The sequence below is a fragment of the Ralstonia sp. TCR112 genome, assembly GCF_007997035.1.
Lineage (GTDB): Bacteria > Pseudomonadota > Gammaproteobacteria > Burkholderiales > Burkholderiaceae > Ralstonia > Ralstonia edaphi.
The window spans coordinates 24,859-45,653 of the sequence record NZ_VOSS01000019.1; the positions used below are offsets into that span (position 1 = coordinate 24,859).

The 20,795-nt window shown below is 64.8% G+C and carries 22 protein-coding genes and 1 pseudogene; 8 read left to right on the top strand and 15 right to left on the bottom strand.

What is annotated here, in order from left to right; all coding sequences use genetic code 11:
- Positions 1 to 8: 8 nt before the first annotated feature.
- The 12 genes from FUT88_RS06955 to FUT88_RS07010 all read right to left on the bottom strand — a co-directional run bounded on the left by FUT88_RS06955 (position 9) and on the right by FUT88_RS07010 (position 11,178).
- On the bottom strand, positions 9 to 422 hold the full coding sequence (locus tag FUT88_RS06955) for a response regulator (protein ID WP_027679316.1): 414 nt from the start codon (positions 420 to 422) through the stop codon (positions 9 to 11).
- Between the two features lie 25 nt (positions 423 to 447).
- The gene (gene motB, locus FUT88_RS06960; RefSeq protein ID WP_147214365.1) at positions 448 to 1,395 is read right to left on the bottom strand and encodes a flagellar motor protein MotB; all 948 of its coding nucleotides are present in this window, start codon (positions 1,393 to 1,395) and stop codon (positions 448 to 450) included.
- A 79-nt stretch (positions 1,396 to 1,474) separates the two neighbouring features.
- Complete coding sequence (motA, locus tag FUT88_RS06965; protein WP_027679318.1) at positions 1,475 to 2,335, bottom strand: flagellar motor stator protein MotA; 861 nt, start codon at positions 2,333 to 2,335, stop codon at positions 1,475 to 1,477.
- 536 nt (positions 2,336 to 2,871) lie between these two features.
- The gene (gene flhC / locus FUT88_RS06970; RefSeq protein WP_092972206.1) at positions 2,872 to 3,432 is read right to left on the bottom strand and encodes a flagellar transcriptional regulator FlhC; all 561 of its coding nucleotides are present in this window, start codon (positions 3,430 to 3,432) and stop codon (positions 2,872 to 2,874) included.
- A 78-nt stretch (positions 3,433 to 3,510) separates the two neighbouring features.
- Entirely contained in the window at positions 3,511 to 3,828 is a 318-nt protein-coding gene (flhD, locus tag FUT88_RS06975; protein WP_004627783.1) for a flagellar transcriptional regulator FlhD, read from the bottom strand.
- Positions 3,829 to 4,688: 860 nt separating this feature from the next.
- Positions 4,689 to 5,585, bottom strand: coding sequence for an SMP-30/gluconolactonase/LRE family protein (locus FUT88_RS06980; protein WP_147214366.1), 897 nt, complete (start codon positions 5,583 to 5,585; stop codon positions 4,689 to 4,691).
- A complete protein-coding gene (locus FUT88_RS06985; protein ID WP_147214367.1) occupies positions 5,582 to 6,436 on the bottom strand; it encodes a citryl-CoA lyase in 855 nt (284 codons plus the stop codon). Before FUT88_RS06985 ends, FUT88_RS06980 begins: the two co-directional genes overlap by 4 nt.
- 2 nt (positions 6,437 to 6,438) lie before the next feature.
- Positions 6,439 to 7,626: a CaiB/BaiF CoA transferase family protein gene (locus tag FUT88_RS06990; RefSeq protein WP_147214368.1), complete on the bottom strand. Its 1,188-nt coding sequence runs from the start codon at positions 7,624 to 7,626 to the stop codon at positions 6,439 to 6,441.
- A gap of 69 nt (positions 7,627 to 7,695) precedes the next feature.
- Positions 7,696 to 8,490 (bottom strand): IclR family transcriptional regulator, encoded by a 795-nt coding sequence (locus FUT88_RS06995; RefSeq protein WP_009240454.1) that lies wholly within the window; start codon positions 8,488 to 8,490, stop codon positions 7,696 to 7,698.
- A gap of 20 nt (positions 8,491 to 8,510) precedes the next feature.
- Positions 8,511 to 9,515: an ABC transporter substrate-binding protein gene (locus tag FUT88_RS07000; RefSeq protein WP_147214369.1), complete on the bottom strand. Its 1,005-nt coding sequence runs from the start codon at positions 9,513 to 9,515 to the stop codon at positions 8,511 to 8,513.
- A 27-nt stretch (positions 9,516 to 9,542) separates the two neighbouring features.
- Positions 9,543 to 10,373 carry an ABC transporter permease gene (locus tag FUT88_RS07005; RefSeq protein ID WP_147214370.1) on the bottom strand — a complete coding sequence of 277 codons (831 nt, stop codon included), beginning with the start codon at positions 10,371 to 10,373 and terminating at the stop codon, positions 9,543 to 9,545.
- Entirely contained in the window at positions 10,357 to 11,178 is an 822-nt protein-coding gene (locus tag FUT88_RS07010) for an ABC transporter ATP-binding protein (protein ID WP_147214371.1), read from the bottom strand. The genes FUT88_RS07005 and FUT88_RS07010 overlap by 17 nt, the downstream gene beginning before the upstream one ends.
- 258 nt (positions 11,179 to 11,436) lie before the next feature.
- Between FUT88_RS07010 and FUT88_RS07015 the strand changes: the two genes are divergently transcribed.
- Positions 11,437 to 11,949 carry a FlxA-like family protein gene (locus FUT88_RS07015; protein ID WP_147214372.1) on the top strand — a complete coding sequence of 171 codons (513 nt, stop codon included), beginning with the start codon at positions 11,437 to 11,439 and terminating at the stop codon, positions 11,947 to 11,949.
- Between the two features lie 155 nt (positions 11,950 to 12,104).
- The gene (locus tag FUT88_RS07020; RefSeq protein ID WP_147214373.1) at positions 12,105 to 13,721 is read left to right on the top strand and encodes a hypothetical protein; all 1,617 of its coding nucleotides are present in this window, start codon (positions 12,105 to 12,107) and stop codon (positions 13,719 to 13,721) included.
- A gap of 9 nt (positions 13,722 to 13,730) precedes the next feature.
- Here FUT88_RS07020 and FUT88_RS07025 read toward each other — a convergent pair whose 3' ends face one another.
- Positions 13,731 to 14,438: a GNAT family N-acetyltransferase gene (locus FUT88_RS07025; protein ID WP_147214374.1), complete on the bottom strand. Its 708-nt coding sequence runs from the start codon at positions 14,436 to 14,438 to the stop codon at positions 13,731 to 13,733.
- Between the two features lie 288 nt (positions 14,439 to 14,726).
- Here FUT88_RS07025 and FUT88_RS07030 point away from each other — a divergent pair, with 288 nt between their 5' ends.
- Positions 14,727 to 15,410: a hypothetical protein gene (locus tag FUT88_RS07030; RefSeq protein WP_147214375.1), complete on the top strand. Its 684-nt coding sequence runs from the start codon at positions 14,727 to 14,729 to the stop codon at positions 15,408 to 15,410.
- A 411-nt stretch (positions 15,411 to 15,821) separates the two neighbouring features.
- Here FUT88_RS07030 and FUT88_RS07035 read toward each other — a convergent pair whose 3' ends face one another.
- Entirely contained in the window at positions 15,822 to 16,376 is a 555-nt protein-coding gene (locus tag FUT88_RS07035; RefSeq protein WP_027679330.1) for an NADPH-dependent FMN reductase, read from the bottom strand.
- A 43-nt stretch (positions 16,377 to 16,419) separates the two neighbouring features.
- Positions 16,420 to 17,637 carry a cation:proton antiporter gene (locus FUT88_RS07040; protein WP_147214376.1) on the bottom strand — a complete coding sequence of 406 codons (1,218 nt, stop codon included), beginning with the start codon at positions 17,635 to 17,637 and terminating at the stop codon, positions 16,420 to 16,422.
- Positions 17,638 to 17,889: 252 nt separating this feature from the next.
- Between FUT88_RS07040 and FUT88_RS07045 the strand changes: the two genes are divergently transcribed.
- The 5 genes and pseudogenes from FUT88_RS07045 (at position 17,890) to FUT88_RS07060 (ending at position 20,695) form a co-directional block, all read left to right on the top strand.
- On the top strand, positions 17,890 to 18,651 hold the full coding sequence (locus FUT88_RS07045) for a CoA transferase subunit A (protein WP_147214377.1): 762 nt from the start codon (positions 17,890 to 17,892) through the stop codon (positions 18,649 to 18,651).
- Positions 18,652 to 18,679: 28 nt separating this feature from the next.
- On the top strand, positions 18,680 to 19,354 hold the full coding sequence (locus FUT88_RS07050) for a 3-oxoacid CoA-transferase subunit B (RefSeq protein WP_147214378.1): 675 nt from the start codon (positions 18,680 to 18,682) through the stop codon (positions 19,352 to 19,354).
- 9 nt (positions 19,355 to 19,363) lie between these two features.
- Positions 19,364 to 19,465 (top strand): annotated as a pseudogene (locus FUT88_RS27150) (2-hydroxychromene-2-carboxylate isomerase); the annotation flags it as partial.
- Between the two features lie 38 nt (positions 19,466 to 19,503).
- On the top strand, positions 19,504 to 19,998 hold the full coding sequence (locus tag FUT88_RS07055; RefSeq protein ID WP_410003871.1) for a DsbA family protein: 495 nt from the start codon (positions 19,504 to 19,506) through the stop codon (positions 19,996 to 19,998).
- Positions 19,991 to 20,695 carry a Crp/Fnr family transcriptional regulator gene (locus FUT88_RS07060; RefSeq protein WP_147214379.1) on the top strand — a complete coding sequence of 235 codons (705 nt, stop codon included), beginning with the start codon at positions 19,991 to 19,993 and terminating at the stop codon, positions 20,693 to 20,695. The genes FUT88_RS07055 and FUT88_RS07060 overlap by 8 nt, the downstream gene beginning before the upstream one ends.
- Positions 20,696 to 20,795 lie beyond the last annotated feature (100 nt).

Consider the following 20,795-nt stretch of genomic DNA (forward strand, 5'->3'; position numbering starts at 1 on the left):
TCGGTCGTTTAATGCGTCGATGCAGACCCGTGGGTCTGCGCATGCCATTCGAGCAACTGCATCACCGAATCCGTCAGCCCATCCGGGTCGAACGGCTTGGGCAGGAAGCCCGTCGCGCCGGCCGCGCGTGCCTGGTCGCGGATGGTGCTGTCTGCCTCGGTGGTCAGCATGAGGATCGGGGTGTCGGCGTAGGCCGGCAGCGTGCGCAGCGCACGGATGAGGGTCAGGCCGTCCATCGACGGCATCACCTGATCGGTGATCACAAGGTGGTGGCTGCCCTGGGCCGCGGTGCGCGCGGCTTCCAGCGCGGCGGTGCCGTCACCGGCTTCCGTCACGGCAAAGCCGCACTCGCGCAGGCACGCGGCAATCATGCGGCGGATCGATGTGGAATCGTCCACCACCAGGATGTGTTTCTCGCTCATTGACTGTTTCTCCCCTCGGCGCTCTTTATGGCTTGGCCGCAGTCACCGCGTCGGCCACGCCCGTGGCACGTGCGGCGGCGTCGGTCAGCGTGTCTTTGCCGTCATTGCGCAGGTCGGCCACCGGCTCGACCCCGCCCGAGCGCACGGCTTCTGCGGCGCGTGCGTTGAGCACGACGATGCTGATGCGGCGGTTGATCGGGTTGTAGATGTTGGCCTTGTCCAGCGGCACCGATGCCTCCAGGCCCACCACGCGGCTGACCTTCTCGGGCTTCATGCCGCCGGCCACCAGCTCGCGCCGCGATGCGTTGGCACGGTCGGCCGACAGTTCCCAGTTGCTGTAGCCGTGCTGCGTGGCGTACTGCGTGGCGTCGGTGTGGCCCGACAGGCTGATTGGGTTGGGCACGTCGTTCAGCGCCGAGCCCAGCTCGCGCAGGATCGTGCGCATGTAGGGCTGCACTTCGGCACTGGCGTTGGCAAACATCGGGCGGTTCTGCTGGTCGACGATCTGGATGCGCAGGCCTTCGGTGGTCATGTCGATCAGCAACTGGTGCTTGAACTGGCTCATCACCGGGTTCGTCTCGACCATCTCGGCAATCTTCTGCTTGAGCTTGTTGAGCGCCGCATCGTCCGATTCGTCGCGGATGTTGCGCTGGCGCTGCACGGTCGGGCTGGGGCTTGGGTTCGGCTGCGGCATGTTCTGCTTGAGCGCGGGGCTGCCCTGCAGGATGCTCGATTGGTCGCCCGAACCGGCGCCACCGAACAGCGCCACCTTCAGCGGCGTGCGGAAATACGTTTCGACCGACGACAGCTCGGCCTTGGTCACCGAGCTGAGCAGCCACATCAGCAGGAAGAACGCCATCATGGCGGTCACGAAGTCGGCGTAGGCGATCTTCCACGCGCCACCGTGGTGGCCGTGTCCGCCTTTCTTGTTGCGCCGAATGACAATGAAGGTCGGCGTGCTGGACTTGCTCATGGTCCGTTCCCGTCGGTGTGTGCTGCGTCGTTAATGGCTTGGCTCGTTGGCCACGCTCTGTGTCATATGGGGTTCAGCGCTACGCTGTCTTGGCGCCACGGACGTGGTCTTCCAGCTCGGCAAAGGACGGACGCTCGGTCGAGAACAGCACCTTGCGGCCGAACTCCACGGCAATGGCCGGGGCGTAGCCGTTCATGCTGGCCAGCAGCGTCACCTTGATGCACTGGAACAACTTGGTCGATTCTTCGGCGCGCTGCTCCAGCAGCGAACCCAGCGGCCCGATGAAGCCGTACGCCAGCAAGATCCCGAGGAACGTACCGACCAGCGCGGACGCGATCAGCTTGCCCAGCTCTGCCGGCGGCAGGCCGACCGAGCCCATGGTGTGCACCACGCCCATCACGGCGGCCACGATGCCGAAGGCCGGCATGGCGTCGCCCACTTTGGTGATGATGCGGGCCGGTTGCTCGGCTTCGTGGTGGTGGGTGTCGATTTCCTGATCCATCAGCGCTTCGATCTGGAACGGATTCAGGTTGCCGCCGACCATCAGGCGGAGGTAATCGCAGATGAAATCCAGCGCGTGGTGATCAGCCTGGATGGCGGGGTAATTGGCGAACAGCGCGCTTTCGTGCGGCGCTTCGATGTCGGCTTCGATCGACATCATCCCTTCGCGGCGGATCTTGGACAGCACCACGTACAGCAGCGCCATCACTTCCATATAGAGGGCCTTGGTGTACTTCGAGCCTTTGAACAGGCCCGGCAGCGCCTTGACGGTGGCGTTGATGGCCTTTTTGTCGTTGCCGACCACGAAGGCGCCAATGCCGGCGCCGAAGATGATCAGCAGTTCGGTCGGCTGGAACAAGGGCCCGAGGTGTCCTCCGGCCAGCATGTAGCCGCCGAACACCGACGCGAGAATCACGATGTAACCGATGGCAACTAACACGGGGCGAACTCCTGAATGGGCGATCCTTCGATCAATACAAAGGGGAATATCGGCATTCCCCCGGTTAACTGAAGGCCGGAGCCCCTGGTTTTGCTGCTGCGCGAACCTTGCGAAACCCCGCCGCCGCGCCCTTCTTCCCCAAGAACGGCAACAAAACGGGCGGCTTGAGCACCACCTGGCTGAAAGAAGACGTTCCCCTGGGGGAATCCAAAGAAAAAGGGACGGAAATCGCTTTCCGTCCCGACTTTTTCGTCCGTTTTCTGCGCCCAGCGGCAAAAAAATGCCGGTCCGCAGTTTCCTGCGACCGGCCTACCCCCTTCCCCTTTTGTCCTGCCTGAGCCCCTGTGCTTTCCTGCTCTGTGTTCCTGCTCTTTGTTCTTTGTATTGTTATGTGCCGATCTGGCCGGCTATTCCCGTATTTCCCGTACTGCTACCCGTATTTCCCGTCCGCCCTTTTTTTGTCCATCCCCCGGCGGTCCTGCAACTTCCGTGCTCCCGTCTTTTCCTGTATTCCCGTCTTCTTGCAAATGCCGTGATCAGGCGTCGACCGTCTTTTCTGCGATCGCATCAACCGGAGCAGCGACGCGCTTTTTCTTGCCTGCGCGTGACGGCGGCTGGCACACACCGCACACGAAATCGTGGTGCAGGTCGTCTGCGTGGGCCACGAAATGGCCGGTGCAGCGCTTGCACTTCACGGTGTGCAGCATCTTCCCCTCGAAGAATTTCAGCATCATCCACGCGCGGGTGATCGAAAGCACCTCTTCCTGTTCGTGGACGTGAATATGTTCCTGGTACAGCTTGTAGGCCGAGATCAAGCGGCGCACACCCGTGCTGCGGCTGTTCTCGCCCAGAAAACGGTAGATGTTCAGGAAGATCGACGAATGGATGTTCGGCGACCACGTCAGGAACCAGTCTGCCGAGAAAGGCAGCATGCCCTTGGGCGGCGATTCCCCACGGATTTCCTTGTACAGCTTGACCAGACGCTCACGGCTGAGCGTGGTTTCCTGTTCCAGCAATTGCAGGCGCGCACCGAGCGAAATCAATTCCGCTGCGAGGTGGATCTGCTGAACTTCGTTCATGACGCTGGTGTGACGCATGGCACTGCTCCCGCTTTCGCTTACTACCCATCCAAAGTGCAATCTCTGAACCCGGCGGAAAAACCCGCCGCAAATGGCTCAGCTGATCTGCTCAACCGCCTGACGTGCCAGCAGAATCGACATTTGCGATTGCTGCAGGCCCTTGTCACGGTGCGGCTGGGTCACCAGACCCAGGATGGCGTGATCGTCGAAGCGGAAGCGGCACAGCATCATGTTCGTGCTGGCCAGCTTGACGATCTGCGCGGGCGACATCGTCAACAGGATGTCTGCCAATTCTTCAGAGATGCCCAGGCGAAAGAGCGCGGCATCGCGATCCTTGGCCAGCATCTGCTGGGCAAGCATCAAGTAGGTGAGATTCAGTTCGCTGATCTCGGAAACAATGTCTTGCGTGTCCATGTATGTCCCGTCGTGTGCAGTAAAAGTACAACTTGCATCCGATCTCGCATGGTGACGTCCGGTGGCGCTCTCTTTTTGCGCCTACCCTCGCCGGGCTGTTCACCAATCCCCACAGATCGGATGTTCCTGCAGTCGGCGCCGTTGTCGGCACTTCCTGCTCCTTCTTACTCACGTCGCTAAAGACATGGCGAAGTTGTTTTCTGTTGAACACATTGTGGGTTTACGTCCGGGCTAAGTAAAGAAGGGGGGACCCCTACGTCGGAGGGGTGAGGTAGTCCGATCTCTTGTAGGCGATTTTCCTACAAATCTGTTAATAAACGTTGCAAATGAAGCCTTTGCCGACGCAACAGCCCTGGGTGGACGATGCGCTAAAGCGGGTGTTTGACACGTATTTACCCCAATGAACGGCCAAAGATAGCAATTAAATTGCCTAAAGTTGCCGAAAATCAACAAAGAAGGCGTCGCACTTCTGCGACTGTGAGCATCGGATGCCGGGTTAACCGCTTGTAGGACACTTCTGACCCACTCCTACACGCCGTGTAGGACAGTTCCGACCCGTTTTTGGCCAATTTTGTAGGAGCGGTCCTACAGTCAAATGGCGATTTTGTAGGACGACTCCTACCTTTCTGTCTATCTAAACCAGACACGTCTACTTAAACGATACAAAAAACCGCCGAGCGATGAGCTTGCCGAGGCGCGAAAGGACGGTACCGTCACTTCCCGTGCTGCAGCACAGCAAAAAGTGCGGCTTGACCGCCTTCATGAGGACAAATTGGGGAAATTTTGACGATCTGACGGCCGCCCTTCTTGTAGGACAGCTGTAGGACAACGTGAGCCGCAGCAACCGCTCACGTGTGCCGTCAATCTTGGAGCGGCGAGATCCAGCGGGCGCGCAATACGGTGCCCGTGGCGGATTCGGTGATGACGAGCGATTGCCCGTCGGGCGTGAGTGCAACGTTGGTGGTGGTGCGCCCCCGGCATGACGCGATGCGCGCCAGCGGTTCGCCATGCGGCGAGACGACGAACACCGCGCCCAGCGATGCATGCGCGACGAAGAGGTGGCCGGCTGCGTCCATCGCCATGCCGTCCGGGCCGCTGGTGCCGTAGAACTGTGCGAAGCGGCCGACCTTGCTCGTGCTGCCGTCGGCGAGCAGCGGCAAACGCCAGACGGCGTTGTCGCGCGTCATGGCAACGAACAGCGCGGATTCGTCGGGCGTCAGCACCAGACCGTTGGGGCTCGGGCCATTGGCGAGCAGACAGTCGAGCCGGCCATCCGCGCGCAGGCGATACACACGGCCGGTCGGGTCATGCAGGCCGGTCTGGCCTTGATCGGTGAAATACACATCGCCGTTGCGGGCGACGATCAGATCGTTGGGGCCTTTGAAGCGCTCGCTGTTGCGACGGGTGAGGAACGGCGTGACCGCGCCCGTCTTGGGGTCGAGCGACAGCAACCCATTCTTGTAGTCGGCAATCAGAAGCGTGCCGTCATGGCGCAGCGCCAGGCCATTCGGTTCGCCGTCGTACTCCGCCACCACATCCCAATCGCCCTGCGCAGAGACGCGCAGGATGCGGCCATGCGGAATGTCGACCAGCCAGAGATTGCCGTGTGCATCCCAGCACGGGCCTTCCAGAAAGCAATCGACCGGCGCGCCGCCTTTGTTGGCGCGCGACCATTCGGTCGGCATCGGGCGACGCAAGGCGCCCGGCATCTCCGCAAAGACGGTCGTTTCGACGATGGGCCAGTTGAAATACGTCATGGCGCGGTGGCGGGTTCAGGGTGAGCCAGATGCCGCGTGGCATGCCCGGTATAGCGGTACGGCAACTGGCGCGGCATCGGGCCCTTGTTGCGCTCGCCGCGGCCGCTTTGCTCCCAGGCGTGCGCCAGGATGCCAACGGCACGCGACAGGCAGAACACGCCGCGCGCCAACGGCGCAGCAAAACCCAGTTCCGCATAGATGACGGCCGTGGCGCCATCGATGTTCATCGGAATCGGCTTGCCCTTGCGGCTGGAGAGCAGTGCTTCGATGGCGCGGCCGATAGCGGCATAGCGCCCGCCGACCACGCCGTCCTGCGCCGCCTCGTCCACGAGCGCGAGCAGGCGCCCCGCGCGCGGGTCGACGGGGTGAAAACGATGCCCGAAGCCCGGCAGGTATTTGCCATGCGCAGCGATGAACGCGTCGACACCCGCCGCCGTGGCCGCCTCCAGCGAGGCGCCGTCGAAGATGCGCGCCTCGATATCGTGGAACAGCTCGACCGCCTGCTGCCCCGCTCCGCCGTGCACGTCGTCCAGCGCATTCAACGCAGACGCCATCGCGCCGTTGAGCGGCAAGCCGCAGCTCGTCGCCATCTTCGCGATCGCAATGGATGGCGCATGCGGGCCGTGATCGACCGATGCCACCAGCGCCGCTTCCAGCAAAGCCGCCTGCCGCTTGGCCGGCAATTCGCCACGCAGCATCAGCCAAATCATTTCGGCAAAGCCGATCTGGCCGATCAGCTCCTGGATCGGGTAGCCGCGTACGTGGATGCGGCCCGGTTCGATGTCAATGATGTCGGTGCGCCAGTAATCGGCAGCGAGGCCGGCGGCGTCCTGTGTCGGTGCGGTCGTCATGATCAGATGGCGCCTTCGGCGCGCAAGGCTTCGATTTGGTCGTGGCGGTAACCGAGCCTGGCGAGCCAGTCGTCGGTATGGGCGGAGAGCGACGGCGCTGGTGTCTGCGGGCACGGGTCTTCGCCCGAGAGGCGGAAACCCGCGCGCGTCACGTGCTGCCCGGCTTCCGGGAACGAGGTGACGAAGCCGCGGCCCGTCACCTGTTCGTGCGCCAGCACGCCAGGCACGTCGAGCACCAGCCCGGCCGGCACGCCGGCTTCGATCAGCAGCGGCTCCCATTCAGCAGCGGGACGCGCGGCCAACGCCGCTTCCAGCGCATCGTTGAGCTGCTGGCGATGTTCCTTGCGTGCATGGCGCTCGGCAAAGCGCACGTCGGTGGCCAGTTCCGGATGCCCCACCACGCGGCACAGCGCGGCAAATTGCTTGTCTTCGTTGGCGGCGATGTTGATCAGTCCATCGCCCGTGGTGAATGTGCCCGACGGCGCGGCGGTGAAGTTCTGGTTGCCCATCGGCTGCGGCGTCACACCGGCGTTCAGGTAATTGGAGACGACCCAGCCCATGGTGGCAAGCGTCGATTCCAGCATCGACACGTCCACCATGCAGCCCTGCCCCGTACGCTGCGCGCCGAGCAGGCATGCGGTGACGGCCAGCGCCGCCGTGATCCCGCCCACCGTGTCGCTGATCGGGTAACCGACACGCAGCGGCGCCGATGCATCGTCGCCGGTGACGCTCATCACGCCGGAAATGCCCTGGATGATCTGGTCGTATGCGGGTCTGCCGCTGAGCGGGCCGTCCTTGCCGAAGCCCGAGATGGCGCAGTAGACGAGACGCGGATTGACCTCGCGCAGCACGTCGTAGCCGAGTTCCAGGCGGTCCATCACGCCGGGGCGGTAGTTCTCGATCAGCGCGTCGGCCTGCGCCGCCAGCTTGAGCAGGATCGCGCGCCCTTCCGGGTGCTTCAGGTTGACGGTGACGGACTGCTTGCCCGCATTGACGGCGACGAACGAGGCGCCCATCTTGCGGCGCGCCTGCTCCGGATCGGCGCCCAGACGGCGGGCGAGATCGCCATTGCCGGGCACCTCGATCTTGATGACTTCAGCGCCGAGCAAACCCAGCTGATAGCCGCAGAACGGCCCGGCCAGCACGTTCGACAAGTCGAGCACGCGCAAACCCACGAGAGGCAAAGCCATGAAAACAACTCCTGCTACACAGTCGGCTCGCCCCTCGCCCGTTCAGGAAGTTGGGCGTCTTGGCGGAGCCTAGGTTTTAGAGATCAGTTGGGCAGCGAGACGCAGCGGCGCGGGGTCGCCACCCAGCGTGGACGTGATTTGCGCGGCGTGCTCCAGCACCGGCACGCGCCACGATTGGAGCAGCGCCCCGTCGATGCGCGACGCCGGACCGGCAAGGCACAGCGCACCCCGCAGCGCCTGCTGCACGCCAAACACCGGCACCGACAGGCCCACCGTTTCCCGATCGCGCTCGCCGATCGAGACGTAATAGTGATCGCGCCGGATCGCGTCGTACGTGGCACCCTGCATGCCCGAGAACGCGCACAGCACGCGCCCGCCCGAACCGCGCTCCAGCGGCAGCACGTCGCCCTCGCGCACGTGATCGCGAATCGAATGGTTCGAATCGACGCGGTGCAGGCAGACACGCACATCGCGCTCACGGATGTAGAGCGACACCGCCTCGCCCGTGGCCTCAGCCAGCGCGCGCATGTGCGGCAGCACCACGTCGCCCAGGCGCATGCTGCGCTGGTAGAGCGCGCCGAGCATCAACGGGGCGGCGCCGATCTGGTAGCGGCCGTCTTCCAGGCGGAACAGCATGCGGTGCTGGATGAGCGAGCCGGCAAGCCGCAGGATCGTGCTCTTGTAGAGCCCGGTGCGCGCGGCCAGCTCGGCCAGCGTCAGCGCGTAATCGCCGGGGCGGAACGCAAACAGGATCGAGAACGCGCGGTCCAGCGCAGCCACGCCCGACTGCCCCGGCGTGGCGGCATCGCCCTCGTTGGCGGCGGGCGTGATCTCGTTCTGGGTGGTTTGGCGCTCTGCGGTCATGGCGGGTTGGGCGAGACGGTTCACTTGACCGTCTTCAGGGCTTGGTCGACGAAGCGGTTAGTGTACGTTTTCGCCAGGTCGATCTTGGCGTTGCGGATCTTTTCGTCGTAGCTCGAGAGCACCGTCAGCGCCACCTTGGCATCGGCATCGGTCATCAGGCCGTCCTTGGAGAAAATCGGCTTGGAGTGGCGCAGCGCATCGACAAACACGTCGCGCCCGCCCACCTGCTGCTCCTTGGGCATCTTGTCGGCAATGGCCTCGGGCGTGCTGGCGTCGATCCATTTGAGCGTGCGGATGAAGGCGTTCACCAGGCGCTGCACCGTCTCCGGATTCTTCGTCATGAAGTCGCGCGTCACGTACAGCGTGGCGGTCGGGTAGCGGCCGCCGAACACGGCGTTGGAGCCGGCATCGGTGCGCGTATCGACGAGGAACTTGGCGGCGCGGCGCTTCTCCAGCAGGCTCGCCACGGGGTCGAAATTGACGAGTGCATCGATCTCCTTGCGATCCAGCGCCACCATGCCCGGCGCGCCGGAACCCACGGCGATGTACGACACGTCGTTCACCTGCAGCCCGCTTTTGATGGCGTAATAGCGCGCAAACAGATCGGTGGACGAGCCTGGCGCGGTGATGCCGATCTTCTTGCCCTTCAAGTCCTTGCCGCTCTTGATATCGAGGTCGGGCCGCACGGCCAGCACGATGCCGGGCGTGGTGTTGAGCAGCGCGACCGACACAATGTCCTTGCCCTGCGCCTGAATGTGGATGGTGTGGTCATAGAAACCGACCACCGCATCGGTCGATCCGGCAATCAGCGCCTGCAGCGCCTTGCTGCCGCCGGCCTGGAAGTTCTCCACCTTCACGTTGAGCCCTTCCTTCTGGAAGTTGCCCAGCGATTGCGTGAGCGGCACCGGCATGTAGTTCAGGATCATCGAGCCGACCGACAGGCTCACGTCCTTCTTCTCCGGCTCGGCGGCGTTGGCTGCCGTGCAGACGGCCGCACACAGCAGGGCCGAAATCCATCGCTTCATGGTTGTCTCCATCATTGTGATTGGGGCTCAGGCGCCCGTTTCGGGGTCGACCTTCGGGCGCCACACCAGCAACTTGCCTTCGAGCGCATCGACGCTGCGGTCCAGCGCAATCACGAAGGCCGACAGCACGACGATCCCCGAAAACACGCCGGTGGCATCGAACACGCCTTCGGCCTGCGCAATCAGGTGGCCCAGGCCGGCAGACGAGCCGAGGTATTCCGCCACGATCGCGCCCATGACGGCCATGCCGACGGAAGCGCGCAGGCTCGAGAGAATCCAGCTGGTGGCCGACGGCACATACACGTGGCGCAGCAGGCTGATGCGGCTGGCCTTGAGCAGCCGCGCGTTGGCCAGGATGACGGGGTTCACCTCGCGCACGCCCTGGTACGTATTGAAGAACGTGATGAACAGCACCATCGTCGCGCCCAGCGCCACCTTGGAGGTCAGCCCCAGCCCGAACCACATCACGAAGATGGGCGCGAGCAGGATGCGCGGGATCGCATTGAAGACCTTGATGAACGGGTCCAGCACCTCGGCCGCGAGCTTGGACAAGCCGAGCCACAGCCCCAGGCTGATGCCGAGCAGCGTGCCGATGCCAAACGAGAGAATCGTCTCGGCCAGCGTGATGGCCAGGTGCGTATAGATGTCGCCGCCGGAGAACCACTCCCAGATACGCGCGACAATCGACGACGGCATCGAGAAATAGAACGGATCGACCACGCCCACGCGGCCGAGGCCCTCCCACGAGCCGAACATCAACACCACCACGGCCAACTGGAACAGGCGGATCTTCGTCTTGTGCGCCAGACCGGCGCGCTGCGTGCCCACGGCAGACATCGTGTTAGTGCTGGACGGCATGGCTCTTCTCCACTTCGGTGCCGAGGATCGACCAGATCTCGCGATACAGGCGGATGAACGCGTCGGACATGTTGATTTCAGACACGTTGCGCGGGCGCGGCAGCGTGATTTCGACATCGCCGACCGGGCGGCTGGCGGGCCCGGCGGACATGACGACCACGCGGTCGGCCAGGGCAATGGCCTCTTCCAGGTCGTGCGTGATGAACAGCAGCGATTTGCGGTCTTCCTGCCAGAGGCGCAGCAACTCGCTCTGCATGAGGTGGCGCGTGTGCACGTCGAGCGCCGAGAACGGCTCGTCCATCAGCACGATCTTGGGCGAGAGGATCAGCGTCTGCGCCATGCTGATGCGCTTCTTCTGCCCGCCCGAGAGCTGATGCGGATAGCGCGCCTCGAAGCCGGCCAGGCCGACCTTCTTCATCCACGGACGGGCGCGCTCGCGGGCTTCATCCACCGGCATGCCCTGGAACACCAGGCCCAGCGCGACGTTGTCGAGCGCCGTCTTCCAGGGCAGCAGCGAGTCCTGCTGCATCATGAAACCGGCATTGCCGTTCAGCCCCGTCAGCGGCTCACCAAACACCGTGACGCTGCCGCCAGCGGGCTTCAGCAGCCCGGTCACGGCGTTCAGCAGCGTGCTCTTGCCGCAGCCCGTCGGCCCGACCACGGCGACGAATTCGCCTTCACCAATCGACAGGTCAACGCCCTGCACGGCCGTGAAGCTGCCGAACCGCACCGAAACCTGATTGAGCTGGACCGCCGGCAACCCGGCGTGGAGTCGGCCGCTCGGGGCCGGAGGGGAAGGAAGCATGGGCGTCTCCGTGAACGCGCCTTTCTCGATGCGTTCTGTTCTATGGAATTTTGTTCTATTTTATAGACCATAAACGACCGGGTTAACGGGCGTAAACCCGTAAACGTCCCCGATCATGGAGATAATTGACGTCCACCGACCAAAAAATCGCCGAATTTGTTCTTTACAACAAACCTTCGTTCTTTTCAACAGAACGTCAGCGATAAAGACTCATGAGATTTGTTGGGCCGAACCCTAAAGTTTTCCGCCCGCCATCCGTTGACAGGCGTACTGATCAGCGAGATGGCCATGCAACTTTCCTCCCCTTCCGTTTCTACTGCGACCGCCGGCGCATCGGGCAGCGGAAGCAGCTCGGGCGCCGACATCGAGCGCCTGCAGCGCCAGCTCAAGAACCTGCAGAAGTCGATGCAGGATCTTCCCGCGCAGAATCTGCCGCCCGATCAAGCACGCGAGCAGGCCCAGTTGCTGAGCCAGCAGATCCAGATCGTGCAGGCGCAGATCGCGCGCCTTCAGGCGCAGAACGGCCTCGAGCAAGCCGAGACCCGGCTGGAGAACCGCCACAACGCATCCAAGAACGCTTCGGGCACAAGCAATACCGATGCGGCCGCCAAGGCCCGCACGACCGACAAGGTCACCGGTTCGTCCACCGTAAGCGACACCCGGCAGCACACTCGCGAGGCAGCGCAGGCGCAGGCGGCACAGGCTGCCCACCCCGCCAGCGCGGAGGCCATCACGCCGGCCAAGCCACCGCTGGTTTCCGTCAGGGCCTGACGGGCGCAGCGCGGCGGCGGCTCTTTGTGGATGACGCCGTTGCCCACGCCTGACCGCCCTGCTCATCACCCCCTCCCATCGGGGGGACGCCAGCTTGCGGCGCCGACAGCGACAATCGCCGCGCCGCCATCCGATGTGCGGCATCGAGAACACGCATGACCTCCGCTGCCAGCGACGCCGCCCTGCCCCCGACCGCTCCTTCCGATCCGCATCGGGAGCGCACGCCCTCGCGCAATTTCTTTGCACGCCACTGGCGCGGCGATTACAGCCTCGCCCGGTCGTACTGGCTGCATACGGCGCTGATGCAGTTTGGTGTGGTGGCGCTCAGCGCCGGTGTCACGCACGCGCTCGCGCATAACGCCCCGGCGCGCGCGGCATCTGCCGCGCTGCTCGTGATTTACGTGATGGGATTGGCGCTGTGGATCTGGGCGGTGGTCGGCACCTGGCGCTCCGCGGATCGCGAACAGGCGCGCAACCGGCTTGCCGGCATGTCGAATCTGTGGCCGCTGATCGCCAAGGTGATGATCGTGGTTGGCGCCGTGGGCACCACCTCGCGCCTCATCAACGATGGGCCGCGCCTGGGCGCGCATCTGCGTACCGCGCTCGGTGAGCAGGCGGCCTCGCCATTTACCGTGATGCCGCAACGCGATGGACGCGCCATCCTGTTCAGCGGCGGCATCAACGACGGCGCCGCCGATGCACTGGAAGCCGCGCTGCGCAAGGCGCCGAACGCCACGGCCGTCGTGCTCCGCTCCGAGGGCGGCTGGCTGCGCGAAGGCACGCTGGTGGCAGACGTCATCCGCCGCCGCCATCTGCGCACGTATGTTGAGCGCAGCTGCGCTTCCGCTTGCACGATCGCCTTCCTCGCAGGGGCGGACCGCGCCGCAGCACCAGGCGCGCGCATCGGCTTCCACCGCCCACGTGCGGTCGGCGCCGAGCACGACCAAACCCCGGGCGCGATCGACAGCGAACTCTGGCGAGCATATTCGGATGCCGGTCTACCCGACGCCTTCGTGCGCCGCGTGCAGGACACGCCGTTCGACCAGATGTGGTTTCCCACCGCGCAGGAATTGCTCGCCGACCACGTCGTCACGCGCACATCGCCCGGTGGCGAATACGCGACGATGGCCACGCAGCTGAATACGCGCGAAGCGCTGGCGGCGGAATTGCGCAGCGCCCCGCTGTACGCCGCACTGGAACGCAAGTACCCCGCGCACTTCAGCCGGCTGATCGACACGCTGTGGCCGGAGCTGCAGCGCAACGTTACCGATGCGCAGATCGTGGCGCTGCTGCGCGAGCAAACGGGCAAGCTGTACCGTGCGCTGATTCCGACTGCGCCCGACGCGCTGCTCTTCGCCAACGCGCAACTCACGCTGGAACAGGCCCAGGCCTTGCAGCGCGTGAGCCCTGAAGCCTGCGTGGCCTATCTGGACGGCACGTCCGGCGCGAGCGCCGCTGCCGCGCGATTGCCGCGCGCCCTCGTGACGCGCGAGCAGGCTCTGTTTTCAGACCTGATGCAGGCCGCCGACCCAGACCACGCGCCGGTTGTCACGCGCGCTCAGACCCTGCCGGTGCTGCAACTCGCCGTGGCCGCGCTTCCCATGGCCGAGCAGCGCGTACTGACCGTCCCGGCGCTGCGCCACACCGCCCCGCCCGCCGAGCGCTGCCAGGCGCTGATCGGTTTCTCCCGCTCCATCCTGGCCCTGCCGGAAGCCGAACGCGCGCTGGCGCTGCGGGGCATGTACGCCGATATCTCTGCCCCCGATGCGTGAAGCGGTACGTCAGCTCGAACGCAGCGTAGCCAGCGACGCGCGCTGACGACCCGCCTCATCAAAGTTGTCGGGCGACAGCCATTGCTCGAATGCGGCCCGCACCTGCGGCCAATCGGCATCGATGATGGAGAACCACGCGGTATCGCGGCTGCGCCCCTTGTAGACAACGGCCTGGCGGAAGATGCCCTCGAACTGGAAGCCCAGCCGCTGCGCGGTCTGCCGCGACGGTGCGTTCAGGCTGTCGCACTTCCATTCGTAGCGCCGGTAGCCGAGGTTTTCAAAGACGTGCTTCATCAGCAGGAACTGCGCTTCCGTCGATGCCGGCGTTCGCTGCAGCAACGGTGAAAACGTCACCGCCCCCACCTCCACCACGCCGTGGTCTGGCGTGATGCGCATCAGCGCCAGCGTGCCCACTGGGCGTTCAGTGCGCATGTCGACGACTGCGTACTGCAGCGGATCGCGCTTCGCCGCAATGCGCTCGATATAGGCGCGGTGTGCCGCTGCATCGGCAAAGGGCCCTTCCACCATGTAGGTCCAGACGCGGTCGTCCGGTGCCTGGCTGAACGCCTGGAACAACGCGTCGGCATGGCGTGCCGCATCAAGCGGCTCGAGCCGGCAGTAGCGGCCGGCGAGCGGCGTGTGCGGCGGCAGCGGACGGGCCGTCCAGTCGGGCAGCGGCGCGCCAATGGGTTGCTGATAAGCGTTGAGGGTGGCCATGCGTGGAGCCTGAATCGAGAGCGACAAGGAGCCTTCACCCTACCGGACACTCTGGCTCCACGGAAAGAGCCATGGAGGCCCACAACGATAGAGCCACATCCAGCACCCCACGCGCGGATTAATCCGTTCGATGCCCCGCCACACACCGATAGCGCACGTGCATGCAAATCGATATGTTGGCGGCGGGGGAGACGGCGCCACGAATAGGCGCGGGCATAGGCATTGCTGTGCAGGGGTATGCACGCGCCCTCGGAATCGTCCGCCATCTTTTCTGCCAGGAGCCCGCGAGTGGCGCCGTTCATTACAGAGTGGTATCGCCGCGGGGGCCGCCACGTCCGTTACGCCTGCGCGGCCGCATGGATGGCCCTCGCCGGCATGGCACCCGGCAGCCCAGCGTGGGGGGCGCCGAAATTCGCCTACCCCGTCACGCAGCGCATCGACGCCGGTGCGAGCATCGCCGTGCCGCGCACGTGGGGCCCATTGCGGCTGAACGGCGACACACCCATCCCGTCGGTTGCGGCGACCATCAACTCGCCTTTCGGTCCATCACGTCTGGTGTTTGCGCAGCAAACGGTCGCGCCGGAGAGCTTCGCGCTGGTCACGGTGCGTAAATCGGATTTCGACAAAGGCACGCCTGATTACCTGGAGACGTTGCGCCCGCGGGATCTGGCGATCCTGCTCACGCACATGGAGTCGCGCGTGCATGGCGATCGCCCGGCCTGGGCCTCCCGCCTCGTGCGTGGCCGGGCTCCGACGCAGCAGGTCGTCGGCGGGCGCCGGGTCATTTACTGGGAAGGCGAATGGAACACGTCGGCGGCCCGGACAGTCGTCGTTCGGGGGTATGCATTCTTTGGCAATGGCGCCGTCTATCTGCTGCGCATATTCGGCACCGCGGGGCACAGCGAACCAGCCGAATTTGCCGAAGAAGCGCGCTTTGCCGACATGGTTGCCGCCACCTTCCGCACGAAATAGCCACCGCGCCTTCGCCCTGATTGTTGCAACGCAACAACAAGCGTCCCACGCCTAACAGCCCCGGTTCCCAAGCGCAGGCCCGTCCACGCAAGGGCTGAAATCTGTTGTTACTCTTGGAACAGTCTGTTCACCCGGCGCCGTATTGTTCTTCCGCATTGCAACACCTACACTTCGTGACAGTTGTTCAGACATCGATTGCCTGAACAAGCAATGCAAGTGTTGTAAGGAGAACAATGATGAAATGGTTGGATATTGGCGCCGTCATGGCCGCCTGGATTGCGAGCTGCGTGGCAGCCGGCTGGCTCATCAGCGCCGCCGCTTTCCTGGCTTAACGCCCCTGCCCTAAAGGCAAAACGGCCGAGCGGGAACCCCTTCCCCGCCCGGCCCTGAACACCCCGGTTGATCGATTCGTCAGGCTGGCTTCTGACCCGCCCACTCGACGAATCGGTCGACAAACCCCTGCAAGAACTGGCGCGTCCGCGCATCCGTCACCCCGCCCTGGGCATCAAAGGGCTCCCCCGCAAAGTGGAAGAACACCTCCGGCAAGGGCAAGACCTTCACGCCGACCGCCGCGAGCACATTACGCAATTGCGCCTGCGACAACGCCGTGCCGATTGCGCCCGGCGAAGCCCCCGCAATGCCGGCCGGTTTACCGCCCCACACGCTCTGGCCGTACGGCCGAGACCCCCAGTCAATCGCATTCTTCAGTACGCCCGGTATGCCGCGGTTGTATTCCGGCGTCACGAATAACAGCGCATCCACGCCCGCCACCGCCGCCTTGAAGCGCTGTACCGGCTCGGGCAGGCTCGCGTCGAGGTCCTGGTTGTAGAGCGGCAGCTCGCCAATTTCGATGAACTGCGCGGTCGCCCCCGACGGCAGCAAGCCTGCCAGCGCTTGCGCCAGCTGGCGGTTGAACGACGCCTTGCGCAGGCTGCCGACGATCACTCCGATAGTCAGATTGCTCATGAATGCTCCTTGCGTGCAAAACAGTTCGGGATGGCGCTGACGCTCAATCCGCCGTCGCCGGTTCGGGGGCCACCTCCCGCTTGAGGCGGTTGATCAGGGCAAACATCAGCGGGTTCAGCAGAATCGACAGAATCGCTGCCGACAACAGCAGCCCCCGCGCACGGTCGGGCAGGATTTGCAGACTGATCCCGAGCCCAATCAGGATGAACGAAAACTCGCCGATCTGCGCGAGGCTGGCGGAAATCGTGAGCGCCGTGCGGTTGCCGTGGCCAAACGCGCGCACCACCGCAAACGCCGCCAGCGACTTGCCCACCACCACGATCAGCACCGTGCCCAGCACCGCCCAGGGGTCTTCGATCAACACCCTCGGATCGAACAGCATGCCCACCGACACGAAAAACAGCACCGCAAATGCGTCGCGCAGCGGCAGCGATTCTTCCGCCGCGCGCTGGCTGAATTCGGACTCGGCCAGCACCATGCCCGCAAAGAACGCGCCGAGCGCGAACGACACGCCAAACAGCACCGTGGCGCCATAGGCGACACCCAGCGCCGTGGCGAGCACGCCCAGGCGGAACAGCTCGCGGCTGCCCGTCATGACGATGCGCTCGAGCATCCACGGGATCACGCGGCGGCCCACCACCAGCATCAGCGCGGCAAACGCCACCACCTTGGAGAGCGTGACCGCAAGCACCTTGACGATGTCCCACGCGCTGACCGCCGTGCTGCCGGCGCCGCCCAGCGCACCCGCCAAGGCAGGCAGCAGCACGAGCGTCACCACCATCACCAAGTCTTCCACGATCAACCAGCCGACGGCGATGTGGCCTTCGTGCGAGTTGTCGATACCGCGATCTTCCAGCGCCTTGAGCAGCACCACCGTGCTCGCCACCGAGAGCGCCAGGCCGAATACCAGCCCCGGCCCCCAATCCCACCCGAGCAGCCACGCCAGCCCCATGCCCATGAGCGTGGCAAGCGCAATCTGGCCGATGGCGCCCGGAATGGCGATGGCCTTCACCGCCAGCAGCTCCTTCATCGAGAAGTGCAGCCCCACGCCGAACATCAGGAGGATCACGCCCAGCTCGGCCAGCTGCGGCGCGAGGCTTTGGTCGGCCACGAAACCGGGCGTGAACGGTCCGGCCACCACACCCGCCATCAGGTAGCCCACCAATGGCGGCAGCCGCAGGCGCTGCGCGATGGTGCCGAAGATGAAGGCCAGCACGATGCCACCGATGATGGTGGAGATGAGCGGGGTGTCTACGTGCATGCGGTCCTGGAATGGAAATGGGGCGGGTTCAGAGACAGGAGGAGCGGAAATGCTGGGAAAGGGCCGATCGGCCCTGGTGCGACAACTGCGGCGCGGATTTGTTCTTGGTGCGTCACAACTATAAGGATTGCCCTTTGCGAAACCTTACGAAGCAAATGTCATGCAGAAGACATCGCGGCAAAAACACCGCTCCTACACTGCGCCGCAGACCGCTCGCCCAGGACGGCGAGGGCGACCCTCAGGAGACAACCCATGCGCTACGCCAACAAAGTCCTTCCCGTGGACGAGGCCATCGCCCACGTCCGCAGCGGCAGCCGCCTGATGCTGGGCGAATTCGTGGGCGCCGGCGAGCCGGCCTGCTGCATCGAGGCGCTGCTTGCCAGCGGCATCGGGCAACTCACGCTGATCACCAACACGCCGGGGCTGCGCGGCGGCTTTCTCAAAGCCCGGCTGTTCAGCTCGGGCCAACTGGCCGAGTTCATCGGGACGCACGTCGGCACGACGGACGAATCGACGCAGGCTTACCTGACCGACTCCGTGCGCGTAGCTGAGTTCTTTCCGATGGGCACCTGGGCGGAAAAAGTGCGCGCGGGTGCGCTGGGCCTGGGCGGCGCCCTCGTGCCGGTGGGCGTGGGCATCCTCGACCAGCCCGGAATGTTTCCCAAGCGCGGCGCCCCCAAGCAGACGCTCACCGTCGACGGCACGACGTGCTTCGTCGAGCCGCCCCTGCGCGCCGACGTGTCGATCATCAAGGGCTGGCGCGCCGATACCTTCGGCAACGTGGAGTTTCGCGGCACGGCGCTGCAGAACCAGCGCGACATCGCCATGGCCGGCGACTACACCATCGTCGAGGTGAACGAGATCGTCGAAGTGGGCACGATTCCGCCCGAGCGCGTCGGCTGCCCGGGCGTGTTCGTCAATGCGGTGGTGCAAGGGCTGTCGCTGCAAGACCAGCATGCGCTCTACAAGCACCACTGGACGAAGCTCGGCCGCCTGCCCGCTGCCGAAGCGTGATCGTCAGACCCACAACAAGGAGACCGCCATGCAAGCCCTGCCCGAAACGCCCAAGCAACGCATTGCCGCCCGCTGCGCGCTGGAACTGCGCGCCGGCGAAGTCGTCAACCTTGGCTTGGGAATCCCCACGCTCACGGCCAACTACCTGGACGCCAATGCCGGCGTCATCTTCCATACCGAAAACGGCGCCTTCGGCTTTGGCGGACGCCCGCCGCTGGACGCCATCGACAGCGACTTCACCAACGCCGGCTGCGAGCCCATCACGCTGATGCCAGGCGCGGCGCTCATGGACCTCGCCACCTCGCTCGGTGCAATGCGCAACGGCTACATCGACGTGACGATCCTCGGCGCGTTGCAAGTGGACGCGCTGGGCAACCTCGCCAACTGGGCGTGCGATCGCAACGGCAAATGGTGGCCGGGCATTGGCGGGGCAATGGACCTCTGCTACGGCACGCGCAAGGTGATTGCCGCGCTGGCGCACACCGACAAGCACGGCAATTCCAAGATCCTGCCGCGCTGCACGCTGCCGCTCACGGGCCGGGGATGCGTGAAGGTCATCGTCACCGAGCACGCCGTGTTCGACGTGACCGACGCGGGGCTGGTGCTGCGGGAAATCCTCTCGCATGCGACACTCGACGACATTCGCGCCATGACGGCAGCGCCCTTCACGCTGGCGCCGCTGCTGCAGATGCGCGCCGCCTGAGGAGACGCCATGCCCACCACCGTCGATTGGTTCTTCGATGTCATCTCGCCGTTTGCCTATCTGCAGCTCGAACAGTTCGATGCGCTGCAGCAGGCGAACGACATCGTCATCCGCCCGCGCCCACTGGTGCTGGGTGCGATCCTCCATCACTGGGGGCAGAAGGGCCCGGCGGAGATCACCTCCAAACGCGTGTTCACGTATCGGCATGCGCTGTTTCGCGCGCAGCAGCTCGGCATTCCGTTTCGCATGCGCCCGCGCACCCGTTCAACCCGATCAAGGCATTGCGGCTGACGATTGCGATGGGCGGCTCGCTCGACGCCGTCCGGGCGGTGTTCCGGCATATCTGGCGCGACGGCAACGATGTGGCGTCGCCGGAGGGCTTTGCCGCGCTGTGCGAGGCGGTCGGCTTTGCAGAAGGCGCCACCGCTGTCGAACAACCGGCCGTGAAAGACGCGCTGCGTGCGCACACCGATGCGGCCATCGCGCTCGGCGTGTTCGGGGTGCCCACGCTGGTGCACGACGGCGAGCTGTTCTGGGGAGAAGACGCGACCGACATGTTCCTGCAGAGCCTGCGCGCTGGCTGGCTCTCCACGCCCGAAGCGCAGCGCGTGAGCACGCTGCCGGTGGGCATTCAACGTGGCTGAGCACGACACCAGCTCGCGCCCCGGCATCAGCCGCGCACGGCTGGCGCATATCGCGGCGTGGTCCATCGATCTGCCCGCGGAAGAAGCCGACCGCGCCTGTGCCGGCATCGTTGAGAAAACCTACGCGCGGGGCGCCTGCATTTGCCCGAAAAACACGTTGCTGGAGAGCTGGACGGGCGTGGTGACGGGCCTCATCAAGATCGGCACGGTGTCGCCCGAAGGGCGCAGCGTCACGTTTACGGGCGTGCCGGCCGGCGGCTGGTTTGGCGAAGGCACGGTGCTCAAGAACGAGCCGCGCCGCTACGACATCGTTGCGCTGCGCGACACGCGCATGGCCTTCATGGACCGCACCACCTTCATGTGGCTCGTTGAAAACAGCGTCGCGTTCAACCGCTTCCTGGTGAAGCAGCTCAACGAGCGGCTCGGGCACTTCATGGCGCTGCTGGAATACGACCGGCTGCTCGATGTCACGCCGCGCCTGGCGCGTTGCATTGCATCGCTGTTCAACCCGGTGCTCTACCCGGGCGCGGGCGACCACCTGGAGATCACGCAGGAAGAACTCGGCCTGCTTTCCGGCATGACGCGGCAGGTGGCCAACCAGTCGCTCAAGGCCCTGGAGAAGGACGGCGTGGTGCGGCTCGAATACGGCGGCGTGACGGTCGTCGACCTCGATCGGCTGCGCAGCTACGGCGCCTGAAGACGCCGCTTTTATTAACGAATCTTCATCCGGCAGAGCAAGCCGCACCCGCTAGAATCGCGGCACAACAAGACAAGATCATTACGCTGCGGCATGCGCC